We start from the raw sequence: 13,712 nt of genomic DNA, 5'->3' as shown, positions 1-13,712 counted from the left end.
TTAACTTCATTGCGTAGTGATGAAGTTAATACTTAAGTGTTGAGTAGAATATAAAAAGCCAATCTTACTTATTGTAGATTGGCTTTTATATATGATTATTTATTGCTGTTAAAGCGTTCTTAATGCTGTTCAATGGTATGGTGTAAGTATTTGTTCATATACTCTTCACGTATAGTAATACGTTCTTCGGGTGTCGCTTTTTGCATGCGCGCGCGCAAATCATTGCGTTCTTGGCTACTCATTTGTTGCCAAGTTTCGCGCATTTTCTGTTTTTCTTGTTCAGGTAATTGCGTAAACCAGTCCATACGTTGTTGTAAGCTATTGCTTTGTTCATCAGGAATTTCTTTAAGGGATTGATAGCGTTTAATCAATGCACGCTGTTCTTGTTCAGAAAGCGTTTCCCACGTTTCAGCCACTTGAGTATTGGCATCTTTAGAAAAAATCCAAAAACGTTCGAAACCTGCAAAACTTGTTTGCAAGAAACCGAGTGCACAAAAAGCAAAAGCTAACCGTCTAGCTGCCATGTGGAACCTTGTCCTCACCTAAAACCATTAACATTTCCAAATCTTCAACCATTTGTGGAGAAAGTTTTGGTGTTACTACAACTTGATTCTGTGGTTTTTCAGACATATCGAAAGAATTCGGTAAAACCACAATTCCTGCAATTGCTGCTGCAAGAGCAAACCCAGTCATTTTGAAATAGACAAAGCGAGATGATTTTTGTTGCTGGATATGATCCAGAACATGATTCATCACGACAGGTTTTGCCTTATGTTGCTGCGCAAGACCATCAAGTTTACAAGTGACTTGTTTTAAGAAATCATCCTGTTTCATTCAGATGACCCTCCCGAATATGGATTCAAATGCGATAATGCAGATCGCAAACCTTGAATCGCGCGATGATAATGTGTTTTTACACTGCCTTCACTACAGTTCATAATTTGAGCAGTCGTTTGCGTATCAAAACCTTCCCAAGCCCGAAGCATAAACGCTTGCTGTTGACGAACTGGTAGTCGGCGAATCGCAGCTTGAATTTCTTCAATCGTGACAGCCTGATCCAGAAATTCAAGTGGACTAGGGGTTGCTTCATCAATAACATCCTGAATTTCAAGATCATCTTCATCTAGACTCACCTTTTTGAAAAAGGAAAAAGGTTGAGAGCGACGAGCTTCTTTACGGCGCCAATCTTGCAGTTTGTTATTTAAAATGGTGTAAAACAGGGGATACCATTCTTCAGTCGACTTCTCTGAATAGGATTTATGCAAAGAAATAAAGGCTTCTTGGACTAAATCCATTGCGATGCCTTGTTGTCCTTGCGTTGCATTTTCCATCATCACGAGTGCACGTCCAGTCACGTCTTGCATAAAATTTTTCAGACGTTGTTCAGCCGTACTTTTTAAAGCACTTAAATTTTCAGGCTGAGACTGCTTTGGCGCTAAATCCATAGAAATGGAAAACCCTGTCATTGGATTATCACCATTATTTCCAATACATATCCTTAATAACGTTGGAAATAATGGTTTGGTTGACAATATCCGTTATTATTTTTTCAAGTGTAATCTATTTTTGAAATTGGGCGGGACAATTTAAAATAAAAAGTGTATTAGATACGTTGACGTACCATTTCAAATAAGCAAATAGAACCTGCAATAGCAACATTTAGTGATTCTTGCCCACCTGGTTGTGGAATTGCCACAGCTTGTGCATGTGCAAGCGCATAGTCTGAAGCACCTTGACCTTCATTACCCATGATCCAGACGCATGCTCGCGTTAAATCTTGAGCATATAGACTGGTTGAGCGATGTGAACTGGTTACATAGACAGGAATTTTGAACTGTGGCAAAACTTGTTCCAGCTCGACATTTTCATAAATATCTAAAGAGAAGTGAGCCCCCATACCTGCACGGAGTACACGTGGTGACCAAAGTGAAGCCGTACCTTTAGTGGCAATAATTTGCTGAACGCCTGCTGCGGCTGCAGAACGGAGTAAAGTACCGACATTGCCTGGATCTTGGATATTTTCCAAAATCAAAGTATCTAAATTGTATTGCAATGCCTGAGAAGAAGATGGCAAATCGATAATGGCAAGACACGCAAGGGTAGTGCCTAAAGTACTTAAATCTTTGTATAAAGATTCACTTAAAACAAAAATTGCACCATGATAAAGACGTTGGATTTCTTCTAGGTCTGGGTGTTGTAGTGCGAGTTCCGTGGTAAAAATGGCATTGATTTTTTTTTGCTCTTGCAACCATGCCAAACACAAATGTGTACCTTCAAGCACGGTTTGACCTTGCTTTTTGCGATAGGTGTTTTGCTCAATTAAGCCACGTAAGTGTTTAATTTTTGGGTTGTCTTTCGATTCTAAAAAAATTATAGGCATGTTTGCTAGAGTCCACAGAAGTAGGCACAAAACCTACTTCTGTTTTTTAAATTAATTGTGGTATTGAGTTACTAGGTCAACTTCATTTTTTGAACCAATAATTACAGGTACACGTTGGTGTAACTCTGTTGGTTCAATCTCAAGAATACGAACGCGACCAGTTGTAGAAGCACCACCTGCTTGTTCCATCAACATACTCATTGGGTTGGCTTCGTACATTAAACGTAAACGCCCCGCTTTTTTCGGATCTTTAAGGTCGTATGGGTACATGAAGATACCGCTACGGCAAAGAATACGATGAATATCACCGACCATACATGCAACCCAGCGCATGTTAAAGTCTTTTTCACGTGGACCAGTTTTCCCAGCAAGTAATTCATCAATATAACGTTTTACAGGTTGTTCCCAGTGACGTTGATTAGATGCATTGATTGCATATTCTTTGGTGTCTGCTGCCACCTGAATGCTGTCAGTAGTTAATAAGAACTGTTGAGATTCAGGGTCGAAAGTAAAGAAGACTACGCCTGCACCTACAGTTAATGCCATCATGGTTGATGGACCATAAAGTACATAGCCCGCAGCAACTTGGTGAATACCTGCTTGCATGAAATCAGCTGATTGCGTCACGGCATTTTTGGCTGGAAGAATTGAGAAAATCGTACCAACACACATGTTGATATCGATGTTGCTTGAACCATCGAGTGGGTCAAATAACACCAAATATTCACCATTTTCTTGTGCAGGTGTGAATTCATCAAGTTCTTCTGACGCCAAACCACCGACATGTGGGTGAACTTTTAATGCATCAATTAAATAGTCATTTGAAATCACATCTAATTTTTTTTGTTCTTCACCTTGCACATTTTCATGCTGCGCACTGCCTAATACCCCAGCAAGTGCACCTTTTTGTAAAGCTTGGTCAATCGTTTTACACGTATTTGCAATAGTATCAATGACTTTTGCAAGTTCAGGTGTAAGATTCCCAGTTTGTTGTTCTAAGAATTGGGAAAGGGTGAGGTATGCCATGGCAGGAAAACTCCGAGTGAAAACCAATCAAATTGAGCAAAAAAAATTTAGATAGCTATTTTAGAGGAGAATGCCGCAAAAGAAAAATTAAACTCGATTATTTGGCTTGATTTTGCCCTTGCAACTTTTAGGGATAATGCTATGTTGATGTGAAGGATGAAGAAGAATTGAGGAGCAGCAGAATGACTACACAAAAGTTTGATGCCATGCCAACGCAAAATGAAGGCATTAGTTTAGATGATATTAGTCCTGAAAAGGTGAAAGAAGCTTGGAAAGAATATGAAGCCAAGCCTGAATACAAGAATTTCAATAAGCATGACCTCATTGAATCCATGCAGCATGAGCATGAAGAAGATGAGCAGAAACCTGCTTAACACATTATAAAAAAGCGCTTTAATTTAAAGCGCTTTTTTATGTCTGTAGACCTTGTTATTTTAATAAAGGTGGTACAGCTTCGTAGTTCAATTCGACACGGCGGTTTTCTTTCCACGCATTTTCATCATGACCTGCATTGATTGGCATTTCTTTACCATAGCTGACTGCTTCTAATTGAGTCGGGTTTACACCATTCGTGATTAAAAAGCTTTCTACAGCTTTGGCACGACGCTCACCTAGTGCCATATTGTATTCACGCGTACCGCGTTCATCCGTGTGACCTGTTAATGCCACTTTAGAGTTTGCATTTGCTACGAGGAATTGTGCGTGCGCTTGCAATGTTTGATAGTCTTCATTTGAAAGATCGCTGCTGTCGTAGTCAAAATGCACTACGCGTTTTGCTAGAAAAGCTTTGTTTGCAGCCGTAACCCCTTTTGAAGATGCGCCTGCAAGATTTTGTGCATTTAATGCAGCATCTTCACTTAATCCTTCAGTGCTGACGGTTGTACCTGCTGAGTTTGGCGTTTGACCTGTTTGAATCTCGGCTGCAGGTTTGCGGCTGGCACATCCAGTTATAATTAGCGCTGAAGCTAAAACAGGTAAAACTAACAATTTAAGAGTGTTCATCTTCATCTCCATAAAGATTGATTTTTAAAAATTATTTAGGTGCCCAAGCAGGTTCACGAACTTCACCTTGTTCACTTGGTAAATTCATACGGAAACGGCCATCGACCGACATAATTGAGAGCAAACCACGGTTGTCTTCGCGAGTGGCATACACCACCATTTGCCCATTTGGCGAGAAGCTTGGGGATTCGTCCAGACTGGTTGGGGTTAGAATATTGGTGATCCCCGTATTAATGTCTTGAATTGCAACTTTGTAGCTACTGCCACTTGGACGATGCACTAATGCCACTTTTTTACCATCGGCACTTAATGTACCTCGTGCGTTGAATGCACCACGGAAGGTAATACGCTTGCTACTGCCATCGGCAAAGCTATAACGGTAAATTTGTGGTGATCCACCACGGTCAGAGGTAAAAATAAATGACTTACCATCAGGTGCATAACGTGCTTCGGTATCAATTGCACTGTCATTGGTCATGCGTTGTAACTGGCGAGTATTTAAATCCATTTGGTAAATTTCAGGATTACCATGCATAGACGCAGTAAATAGCATCGATTTGCCATCTGGAGAGAAACTTGGTGCGCCATTTAAGCCACGGAAGCTTGCCAGTTTCTCACGTTGACCTGTGGCTAAATCTTGTACATAAATCGCAGGACGTTTGCTTTCAAACGACACATAAGCAATTTTTTGGGCATCCGGTGTCCACGCAGGAGACAAGATTGGATCACGCGAGGTGAGAATAGTTTTAGGCTGTTCACCATCTGTATCTGCAATTTGTAAGGTATAGCGCTGCTCAGGTGTTGCAGGATTACGGAGTACATAGGCAATACGTCCGCTAAAATCCCCTTGAATGCCAGTTAATGCTTGGTAAATGGCATCGCTGATCATATGTGCAGCTTGACGTACGCGTGAAGTGGGTACGGTCAATAACTCATTGAGTAGATATTGTTTTTTTTCGACATCATACAGTTGATATTGAACCTCAAAGGTTCCCGCAGCAGTTGCTTTTAAATTACCTGTAACCAGATAGGGTACGCCTGCGGCTTGCCATGCTGCCGCATTGGGGTTGTCCATGCTTGCAGTTGCAGGTAAGTTTTGTGATGCACTGCTAAATTTTCCTGAACGATTCAGGTCATTTTCAACAATAGAATAAATGGTTTGATCATTACTGAATGGAATAATCGCAATTTTAGGGGCTTGTTCTGGTGCTTTGGCAATTTCTAAATGAAGTTGTGCATGACTGGTTTGAACAAGTAGCGGCATAAGTGCCGTCATGATTGCTAAACCAAGTAGATGTTTACGCGTATTTTCCATCATTCGCTGTATACTCTGAAACGTCAGTCTTTGTGGGTTGTGTGAAATTGCCTAACATAATGGCATGAATTTGCATGATTTAAAGCATTAGATTATGGCTAAACTGTTATAACACTGTGAAAATACTTAATCGCCATGCTTTTGGCATGGCGATTGTGATTATTGGGCAGTGAAAGATGAAGTAAATGTGCGCGCTTCACGCCGTGCATCAGGGTCTGAAGGCATTGGATAAGGTGCCGCTGCACGAACTGCGGCTTCGACACTTGCTTTCATATCTGGGTCGCTTGCATTGACGACAACTGATAAGACTGCACCACTCTCACTTAAGGTGACTCGGGCACTGGCTTTCTGACCTGATGCGCTCGCTGGTGGATTCCACGCTCGCTTGACTTTGTTTTCAAAATCTCGTTTTGCTGTAGAGGCAATACGTTTTGCTTCAGCTTTTTTATTGGCAGCTTCTTCGGCAGCTTTCTTAGCCGCAGAGGCTTTAGCTTCTGCTTCGGCGCGTTCTTTTGCAGCAGCATCCGCCTGCGCTTTGGCTTTTGCAGCAGCATCCGCCTGCGCTTTGGCTTTTGCAGCGGCATCCGCCTGTGCTTTGGCTTTTGCGGCAGCATCTGCTTGCGCTTTGGCTTTTGCAGCGGCATCCGCTTGAGTTTTGGCTTTTGCGGCAGCATCTGCCTGAGCTTTGGCTTTTGCGGCAGCATCTGCCTGAGCTTTGGCTTTTGCGGCAGCATCTGCCTGAGCTTTGGCTTTTGCGGCAGTATCTGCCTGCACTTTGGCTTTTGCAGTAGCATCCGCTTGCGCTTTGGCTTTTATAGCAGCATCCGCCTGAGCTTTGGCTTTTGCGGCAGCATCTGCCTGAGCTTTGGCTTTTGCGGCAGCATCTGCCTGAGCTTTGGCTTTTGCGGCAGCATCCGCTTGCGCTTTGGCTTTTGCGGCAGCATCCGCTTGCGCTTTGGCTTTTATAGCAGCATCCGCCTGAGCTTTGGCTTTTGCGGCAGCATCTGCCTGAGCTTTGGCTTTTGCGGCAGCATCAGCTTGCGCTTTGGCTTTTATAGCAGCATCCGCCTGAGCTTTGGCTTTCGCGGCAGCATCAGCTTTAGCCTTTTCCTGAGCTAAACGAGCCGTCTCTTGCTCAGCTGTATTGGTTTTTGGTGGTGCAACAGGAATGACAGGAGCAGGCTCTACGCTAGGTTCTGCTGTTTGTGTAATTTCAGGGGCAATATTCTCATGCGCAGTTTCTGTAAATTCTGTTTCTTCAAGCGGAGTAGGTTGTAAATCTTGCGGTTTAATTAATATGGTTTTGATTTGCTCGGGTGGTTTAGGTGGTTTACTCATGCCTAAATAAAGCAAGCCAACAACCGCAAGTACGTGTACACCGAAGGTAAAACCCAGTGCAATTGCGTTTTGTTTAAAAGGTGGCTTTTTAAAATTCTTCATATTACTTTAAAGGTTCGGTCAGTAAACCAACTTGGGTTAAGCCTGCATCTTGAAGGCTTGACATTAAAGCCATCACTTCTCCATAAGGACGAGTTTGATGCCCATTGATCACAACATTGAGTTTTTTGTTATTTTGTTGAGCTTGCGCTTGAGACTTGAGCAATCTTTGGGTCAATTCTGTTAGTGCAAGCGGCCCTGTCGTTTGACCTTTTTGTTCTAAGAAGTATGTACCATCTGCTTTTAAAGAGACGATAGAAGGAGCATCTTCAGACTGTAGTGGAGTGCCATTAGCTTGCGGTAAATCGACTTTAATGCCGCTAGTGATCATAGGGGCGGTGACCATAAAGATCACCAAAAGTACCAACATCACGTCAATATAGGGCACGACATTCATGTCGCTCTTTAATGGTTTTTTAATGCGCTCAAAGCGTCCTGAACGTTGAATTGCCATCAGTCATTTTCCTGAACAGAACCTACCGACTGACGTTGTAATAGCGCCACCATTTCTTCTGCAAACAAAGCACGGTCTGAATAAACAGCTTCGCCTTTAGCAGTAAAATGGTTGAAGGCTAGAACGGCTGGAATCGCTGCAAATAAACCAATCGCAGTTGCAATCAAAGCCTCCGCAATACCAGGTGCAACAGTCGCCAAGGTTACTTGATCGACATCTGCCAGACCAATAAAGGCATTCATAATGCCCCAAACAGTTCCGAATAAACCTACATAAGGTGCGACAGAACCGATACTGGCTAAAGCACCTAGACCTTGTTCTAAATTGCCCTGATCACGGCTTAAACCAACACGTAAAATACGTTCAGTACCTTCGATGGTTTGTTGTGTTGCTGCATGACGTTTTTTAAGTTTGAGGTATTCACCCAAACCTTGGTAGAAAATGTCTTCTAGCCCGACACGTTTAGAGTTGAGTTGAGCATTGTTGTAAAGGGTATTGAGTTCGGCACCCGACCAGAAGATTTTTTGGAAATGTTCATCATCTGCTTGGGCTTTTTTATAGCTCTGATGTAACTTGGCAATCAAAAACCAACTATAGAGTGATGCAAATAAAAGTAAAAGCATCACCAGTTGTACGACAGGACTTGCTTGTAAAATGAGGTCTGAAACGTGAAGTGTGGAGTCTAATTGATTTGCCATAGTTACACTGGAGTCGAGTTTTCTTAGATTTGTTCTAACTCTTTACGAATTAGATCGCGAATTTCATCTGGCAAACGACGAGGTTTCATTTCGGCACTGATACATGCTAACTCGACTTCGCCAGAAGCTAACAAGATTTCACCACGATAAATATTTTGTTGCAATACAAAAGACGTAGCTTTACACGAAACTACACTTGCTGTAACAGTAATAAGGTCATCCATGAGAATTGGACGCATGTATTTAACATTAATTTTGTGCACCACGAAGTTGTAGTCTTTTTGGTGCCAGTAATGGTCTACACCAGAGGCACGTAACCATTCGGTACGGGTACGTTCCATAAAGCGAATATGGTTGGCATGATAGACAATACCGCCTGCGTCAGTGTCTTCAATATATACACGAATTTGAAATTCGAATTTGTTACTCATTTGGCTAGGCATTCCTGTGTTGTTAATACTATATCTATCAATATCTTGCTGAGATTTTTTGGCGAATGAAAAATTTAAATAACTTAAGTTTTTCAAAAAGTAGACGCATAGTAGACTAAATTGTATACTGCTTACTGGTGTTATTTGTTGCTAAATGAGTGCTAGTCAATGCCCAAGTCTGATCGTCTTAAATTCACCAAAACAACTATCGATGCTTTGAGTGAACCTGGTATTTACAGGGATAGCGAGCTAATTGGTTTTGCTATACGAGTAAATACCACATGTAAAACTTACATTGTTGAAAAGAAGGTCAAAGGCAAGTCAGTAAGAGCAACAATAGGTCTGCATGGCAACCTAACGCTATCTCAAGCGCGAATTTTAGCACAAGGTCTACTTTCGCAAATGGCACAAGGTTACAATCCAAATGAGGCAAAAAAGGCTGAGCGCCAGAAGATTGAAGGTGAGTTGCTTACCTTTAGACAGCATCCAACGCTTGAGCTTGCATACAATGAATACCTTAAAAATAGAACCCTAAAGCCACGAACTTTGAAAGACTATGACCAAGTTGTTAACGTCTATTTAAAAGATTGGAAGAGCTTCAAGATTGGTGAAATTTCAAGAGCTCAGGTCCAACAAAAATACACAGACTTATCGGAAAGGAGTCCAGCTCAAGCAAACTTAGCAATGGCTGTTTTAAGGGCTATCTTTAATTTTTCTCTAGAGCATTTTTTAGATGAAAACGATGAATCAATTATTACCTCTGTGAACCCAGTATTGACCCTCAAGGCTAAGAGAACTTGGAATAAAATTAAACGCCGTAAAGGATATATCAAACAAGAACAGCTTTCTGATTGGGTTAATGCAGTAATGTCGTTTAGTGCTTTAAGGCAAGAAAGAAACACTGTTAGAGATTTCCTTATCACTCTAATTCTTACAGGCTTTCGACGTGATGAGTGTCAGACACTAAAGTGGGATTCAGTTGATTTAAAATATGGTTGGATCACCTCAAATGATCCAAAAAACGGTGAAGCTCATTCTCTACCGATGGGGGATAGACTGTGGGAAATAATGAGAAGTCGGTACGAACAGAAATTTAATGAATATGTTTTTTCATCCCCAAAATCCAAGCTAAAGGGATATACAACTAACCTATTTGATGCAAAGCGAAAAATTATTGAAGAAACTGGAATTCAGTTCACGTTTCACGATTTACGCCGTACATTTGGGACGATTGCGGAAAACCTAGATTACGGGCAATACACAATTAAAAGATTGTTAAACCACACTGTTACGGGCGATGTAACTGAAGGTTATATTCAGATAAGTGATAAAAAATTAAGGTTAGCAATGCAGGAAATTGAGGACATTGTTTTTGAAGGATATAAAAAAGGAGGTTAAACCTCCTTTCTTTACGCACACATTGTATTTGAGAGTTTTTGACCTTCAAAGTATTTAATAACATCACCTTTTGCATATGAAATTTTCCGCAATCCTTTAGTGAATGGAATGCCGCCGCCTTCACACCGTTTCAACTGTAACCATTGAAGAGAAACATTAAAAACAAGTGCAACTGTTGTAGGTGGGAATATTGCATCATTCGGTGATTCCCAAAATAACTTTGTTGCTAACAACTTTTCTTCTTCAGTCATTTTTGAAAGTCTTGTTTGTCTGCTCATCATGTCACCTCCTTCAAACTTTCCTCAACTTCAACCATAGGATTTGGTCTAGGTTTTGCCCATGTGGCAAATGCGCCATCTTCATTGCTGTAAATGGAAATTAGAAACCAGTCTCCACTTGCAACTGGTTGGTCTGGATTCCAAGCTAATAACTCACCAGTTTCGTAATATTGCTGATAAAGATCGTAATCCTCTAACTCTAAGGATGTAGTAAAGGTGTCAATATTAAAATGACGCTCCAATTCATCCCATTCAGGTTTATTTAGGTATTCGGCATCACCATAATTTTCAGCCCAATATTTATCGAAGGCGGGGTGTGACCAATACCCTTCATCATTGCGAGTAACTTCAACAGGCATCAATTGATTAGTTTTTAGAATCATGCGTGCACACTCCATTCATCACAATTTAAATTTCGACAGCCTTCATAATCATAAGGATTGTCTTGCCATGTAATGCGTCCACAGCATGGACAATTAAAACGATGTTTTGGTTCCGATTTTCTGCGTTGAAGTTTCTTCACTATTTCAGGAGTTTTTAGGCCTGCACCAAATACCATTTTTCTCTTGTTGATTTGGCGATAATCGAAAGTCCGACGTTTCACTTTTTCAGCAATGTAGCGAGGTATTACAATGAAATTTTTCTCGCTATTTAGAAATGCCTGAGCTTCTACTTCATCCAATGTAGAGGCTTGTGAAAAATCGGTAGTTGGATATGAATATCGATTCATCCAATAAACATCATTCCCATCCCATTTCTTTTTTTCATATGCTACGTATCTATAAACGCCATCAATGATTTGAGATTCCTTGGGTATGTATTGGCAATCAACCTTCCATACAGCTAAAGCATCTACATGATCAGCGGAAATTGGCAAGCAATCACCGTGTGAATCCGCCCAATACTCTTGAGCCTCTTTAAGTGTATACACGTGAGCTTGATCCAAATCAGTGTGATAACCACAACCTTCATGGCGGTGCCAAACAACATTAGTTCCGAGAAACCCATGAGCAGAAGTTAGGTAAAATCTATTCTTCATGACTTTGCTCCTGTGCTTCTTCACCAAGAATGATTGAGCCTTCTTCAGGTAGGTCGTAATACCAGCAGTAATAACCAGAACCACTATGACCATCTTTCATAAACTCAATGGACATTTCAGTTTCCAATTGGAATTCAAGATCACTTTCATGACCTTTCGTTTCTGAAAATAAATCAGGTGCTCCAAACTCGAGTGCTTCTTTGAGTTGCTGACACGAAAGAATTACACCTTTTGCTTTTTGAGCCTCAGCTAACTCAGCAAACATGCGCTCAACGATTTCAGTAAAAGAGCAGCCTTCCATGTTGTTGTCTGCACCAAATTTGCAAAGCTTATGAATAGTGCTTAAGCCTTGAATTTCGATAGTTTCGGGATTACTCATTACATTTCACCCCGCAATTTCTTTAAATGGGTGATTATGTTGGCTGTTGCATGGTTTAGAGCTTTCTCAGCATCTTCGGTGCTTAAGTTATTTACATACAAGCCCATGGCTAACCACATTGCACAAAATGAAAATTCTTTTACGGAATCGCTGCCTTCTTGTTTAAGAATGCCCATTACTGGTGAAACGGCCTTGGTGAAAATATCTTGAGCAATTGCACTCGGAGCCAAACCTACATCAATTTTTTTAATTTCTAATTCTTTAATACTCATCACTTCACCTAATCTTTATTTAAATCCGCACACAGTGCAGTAAACGCCGTGGCGTACTGTGAATTTCTGACAAAACATGCAGTATTCGATCATGCTGCAACTCTTAAAGCTTTTGGGTGTTGACCGCGTAGGGTAGTAATTAGAACTTTCCCATGGCGCAAATACTGTTTTAAAAATACGGTGTAGCGATTTTGGGCAGGTGTGTTCATAACACCATGACAATTAACTTCTAACGATGGCTTGCCAGTTTTGAAGTATCGAACTACAGCAATGTGCTTTAAGAGTTTTGCTTGGTAGCCATCATTCAATAACCAAGTTTCAAAGCATGCCGCCATTTGACGGTGAATTGTTTTACCACCTTCTGGTTCGATAGGGGTATTTAGGTACTTCATGACTTTTCAATGCCTTCAGCCTTTTGCATTTGATTAACCGCTACGTTGTCATCAGCTACAACAGCTATGTAGACCATAGAAGCCAATGAAATGAAGATCACAAGCACTGCGCATAAATTGCGAAAGATGTTCACTGGCTTTGAATACAACTCTTCTTGAGTTGGTTCTTGATATAGCATTTGTGTCGTTTGACTTTCGACTACGTCAAACACAGGTGTGTTGCTATGTGAAACTGATTGATTCATACTTTGCCCCGTAAGCTTGCAAGTGTTTACATTGGGCCATGATCGCCGTCCAAAGTAATCAGGGCTTTTTTTGTGTCTGGAATTAAGCTGTGAATGTGCCGATACGCACAGGATTCTCAGGAAGCAACTCAATAACTTTTGCTTTAAAGTCTTGGATGATTTCATCCAGCAATAGTTCTTCTTTTACGATTTGAATTGAGAATGTTGGTTTTTCATCGTTTGTATTTACGATTAGGCGAAGAACAATAAGGCGCTCATCTAATCCGAAATAAGCAGAATCACGAATCTTGAAATACGCAGGCGTGAATTCTTCTTTTGAACGCGCTTCAACTTGTTCAAAGCGAGAACGGCTTTCAGATAAATTACCAACAGAATGATCAGCACTAACTGTGGCATCAATTTTCATATTGCGGATTGCTGATAATGCTTGTGCACCACCAATAATATTGCCGTCAGCATCGGTAATTTCTAATACGCTTACCCAGTCTTCTAAGAAAACAGCAAAATCACGTTGAGATAACTTTCGGTCCTTAAGTGCATTCAGCTTTGACCAAACAACAGTAGGTTCAAGTTGCAATAAAGCTTTATGGTCGCAGTGGCCCTGTGAGTAACCAGTTGAAGTAAAGTTTAAGATTGCAGTTGCTGACACATTTTTATGGTCAACAAATACAGGCGCTAGTACTTGAACTTTTAAACTTTCATCTTCGGCCAAAGTAGGAGCGCAGTTTAGAACGTAACTTTTGAAGTCTTCAAAAGATGGAGTTTTAAGTTCACCACGAGCACGATTTCGACCGTTTTGGAATTCTTCCAAATCATTAACTGTGTAGTCGTTATTTAGTGCAATTAAACCGCCACGAGTTAAATCTGTAGCCGGGTTGCCAAGTGTCGCGATTGCTTTTGCTTCAGTGTTTTCCATTTGGAACTTTCCTATTGGTGGTTGAAAAATTAAAAGGGTTTGAGTTGTTG

Annotated in this window: 21 protein-coding genes; 2 read left to right on the top strand and 19 right to left on the bottom strand. The window is 40.9% G+C overall.

What is annotated here, in order from left to right; all coding sequences use genetic code 11:
* Positions 1-119: 119 nt before the first annotated feature.
* The 5 genes from C3F34_RS01700 to C3F34_RS01680 all read right to left on the bottom strand — a co-directional run bounded on the left by C3F34_RS01700 (position 120) and on the right by C3F34_RS01680 (position 3,406).
* Entirely contained in the window at positions 120-524 is a 405-nt protein-coding gene (locus C3F34_RS01700; RefSeq protein ID WP_016165943.1) for a DUF3106 domain-containing protein, read from the bottom strand.
* Entirely contained in the window at positions 514-834 is a 321-nt protein-coding gene (locus C3F34_RS01695) for a hypothetical protein (protein WP_016165944.1), read from the bottom strand. The genes C3F34_RS01700 and C3F34_RS01695 overlap by 11 nt, the downstream gene beginning before the upstream one ends.
* Positions 831-1,445: an RNA polymerase sigma factor gene (locus tag C3F34_RS01690; protein WP_044740226.1), complete on the bottom strand. Its 615-nt coding sequence runs from the start codon at positions 1,443-1,445 to the stop codon at positions 831-833. The genes C3F34_RS01695 and C3F34_RS01690 overlap by 4 nt, the downstream gene beginning before the upstream one ends.
* A 158-nt stretch (positions 1,446-1,603) precedes the next feature.
* A complete protein-coding gene (locus tag C3F34_RS01685; RefSeq protein WP_044740137.1) occupies positions 1,604-2,380 on the bottom strand; it encodes a TrmH family RNA methyltransferase in 777 nt (258 codons plus the stop codon).
* 51 nt (positions 2,381-2,431) lie between these two features.
* On the bottom strand, positions 2,432-3,406 hold the full coding sequence (locus C3F34_RS01680; protein WP_044740136.1) for a class 1 fructose-bisphosphatase: 975 nt from the start codon (positions 3,404-3,406) through the stop codon (positions 2,432-2,434).
* Positions 3,407-3,588: 182 nt separating this feature from the next.
* On the opposite strand from C3F34_RS01680, the gene C3F34_RS01675 reads away from it, so the two are divergent.
* Entirely contained in the window at positions 3,589-3,780 is a 192-nt protein-coding gene (locus tag C3F34_RS01675; protein WP_016165948.1) for an NF038105 family protein, read from the top strand.
* 55 nt (positions 3,781-3,835) lie between these two features.
* On the opposite strand, the gene pal is transcribed toward C3F34_RS01675, so the two are convergent.
* The 6 genes from pal to ybgC form a co-directional block, all read right to left on the bottom strand.
* Positions 3,836-4,408: a peptidoglycan-associated lipoprotein Pal gene (gene pal / locus C3F34_RS01670; RefSeq protein ID WP_044740135.1), complete on the bottom strand. Its 573-nt coding sequence runs from the start codon at positions 4,406-4,408 to the stop codon at positions 3,836-3,838.
* Between the two features lie 31 nt (positions 4,409-4,439).
* The gene (gene tolB / locus C3F34_RS01665) at positions 4,440-5,723 is read right to left on the bottom strand and encodes a Tol-Pal system beta propeller repeat protein TolB (protein ID WP_171284980.1); all 1,284 of its coding nucleotides are present in this window, start codon (positions 5,721-5,723) and stop codon (positions 4,440-4,442) included.
* 159 nt (positions 5,724-5,882) lie between these two features.
* Positions 5,883-7,163, bottom strand: a complete 1,281-nt coding sequence (gene tolA / locus C3F34_RS01660; protein WP_104440968.1) for a cell envelope integrity protein TolA — start codon at positions 7,161-7,163, stop codon at positions 5,883-5,885.
* A 1-nt stretch (position 7,164) separates the two neighbouring features.
* A complete protein-coding gene (tolR, locus tag C3F34_RS01655; protein WP_104440967.1) occupies positions 7,165-7,614 on the bottom strand; it encodes a protein TolR in 450 nt (149 codons plus the stop codon).
* Entirely contained in the window at positions 7,614-8,312 is a 699-nt protein-coding gene (gene tolQ / locus C3F34_RS01650; RefSeq protein ID WP_016165954.1) for a protein TolQ, read from the bottom strand. The genes tolR and tolQ overlap by 1 nt, the downstream gene beginning before the upstream one ends.
* A 23-nt stretch (positions 8,313-8,335) precedes the next feature.
* Positions 8,336-8,743, bottom strand: a complete 408-nt coding sequence (ybgC, locus tag C3F34_RS01645; RefSeq protein WP_016165955.1) for a tol-pal system-associated acyl-CoA thioesterase — start codon at positions 8,741-8,743, stop codon at positions 8,336-8,338.
* Positions 8,744-8,911: 168 nt separating this feature from the next.
* On the opposite strand from ybgC, the gene C3F34_RS01640 reads away from it, so the two are divergent.
* Positions 8,912-10,141, top strand: a complete 1,230-nt coding sequence (locus C3F34_RS01640) for an integrase family protein (protein WP_104440966.1) — start codon at positions 8,912-8,914, stop codon at positions 10,139-10,141.
* Between the two features lie 11 nt (positions 10,142-10,152).
* Here the strand turns inward: C3F34_RS01640 and C3F34_RS01635 are convergent, their stop codons facing one another.
* The 8 genes from C3F34_RS01635 to C3F34_RS01600 all read right to left on the bottom strand — a co-directional run bounded on the left by C3F34_RS01635 (position 10,153) and on the right by C3F34_RS01600 (position 13,662).
* Positions 10,153-10,422, bottom strand: a complete 270-nt coding sequence (locus C3F34_RS01635; protein WP_416333083.1) for a DNA-binding protein — start codon at positions 10,420-10,422, stop codon at positions 10,153-10,155.
* The gene (locus C3F34_RS01630) at positions 10,419-10,802 is read right to left on the bottom strand and encodes a hypothetical protein (RefSeq protein WP_104440965.1); all 384 of its coding nucleotides are present in this window, start codon (positions 10,800-10,802) and stop codon (positions 10,419-10,421) included. Before C3F34_RS01630 ends, C3F34_RS01635 begins: the two co-directional genes overlap by 4 nt.
* Positions 10,799-11,458 carry a hypothetical protein gene (locus C3F34_RS01625; protein ID WP_104440964.1) on the bottom strand — a complete coding sequence of 220 codons (660 nt, stop codon included), beginning with the start codon at positions 11,456-11,458 and terminating at the stop codon, positions 10,799-10,801. The genes C3F34_RS01630 and C3F34_RS01625 overlap by 4 nt, the downstream gene beginning before the upstream one ends.
* Complete coding sequence (locus C3F34_RS01620; protein WP_104440963.1) at positions 11,448-11,837, bottom strand: hypothetical protein; 390 nt, start codon at positions 11,835-11,837, stop codon at positions 11,448-11,450. The genes C3F34_RS01625 and C3F34_RS01620 overlap by 11 nt, the downstream gene beginning before the upstream one ends.
* Complete coding sequence (locus tag C3F34_RS01615) at positions 11,837-12,109, bottom strand: hypothetical protein (RefSeq protein ID WP_104440962.1); 273 nt, start codon at positions 12,107-12,109, stop codon at positions 11,837-11,839. The genes C3F34_RS01620 and C3F34_RS01615 overlap by 1 nt, the downstream gene beginning before the upstream one ends.
* Before the next feature lie 89 nt (positions 12,110-12,198).
* Complete coding sequence (locus tag C3F34_RS01610; protein ID WP_104440961.1) at positions 12,199-12,501, bottom strand: hypothetical protein; 303 nt, start codon at positions 12,499-12,501, stop codon at positions 12,199-12,201.
* A complete protein-coding gene (locus C3F34_RS01605) occupies positions 12,498-12,746 on the bottom strand; it encodes a hypothetical protein (protein ID WP_104440960.1) in 249 nt (82 codons plus the stop codon). The genes C3F34_RS01610 and C3F34_RS01605 overlap by 4 nt, the downstream gene beginning before the upstream one ends.
* 82 nt (positions 12,747-12,828) lie before the next feature.
* A complete protein-coding gene (locus tag C3F34_RS01600; protein ID WP_104440959.1) occupies positions 12,829-13,662 on the bottom strand; it encodes a DUF2303 family protein in 834 nt (277 codons plus the stop codon).
* Between the last annotated feature and the right edge of the window lie 50 nt (positions 13,663-13,712).

Source organism: Acinetobacter sp. ACNIH2 (genome assembly GCF_002934965.1).
Lineage (GTDB): Bacteria > Pseudomonadota > Gammaproteobacteria > Pseudomonadales > Moraxellaceae > Acinetobacter > Acinetobacter tandoii.
This window is presented reverse-complemented; position numbering and strand designations above follow the sequence as displayed.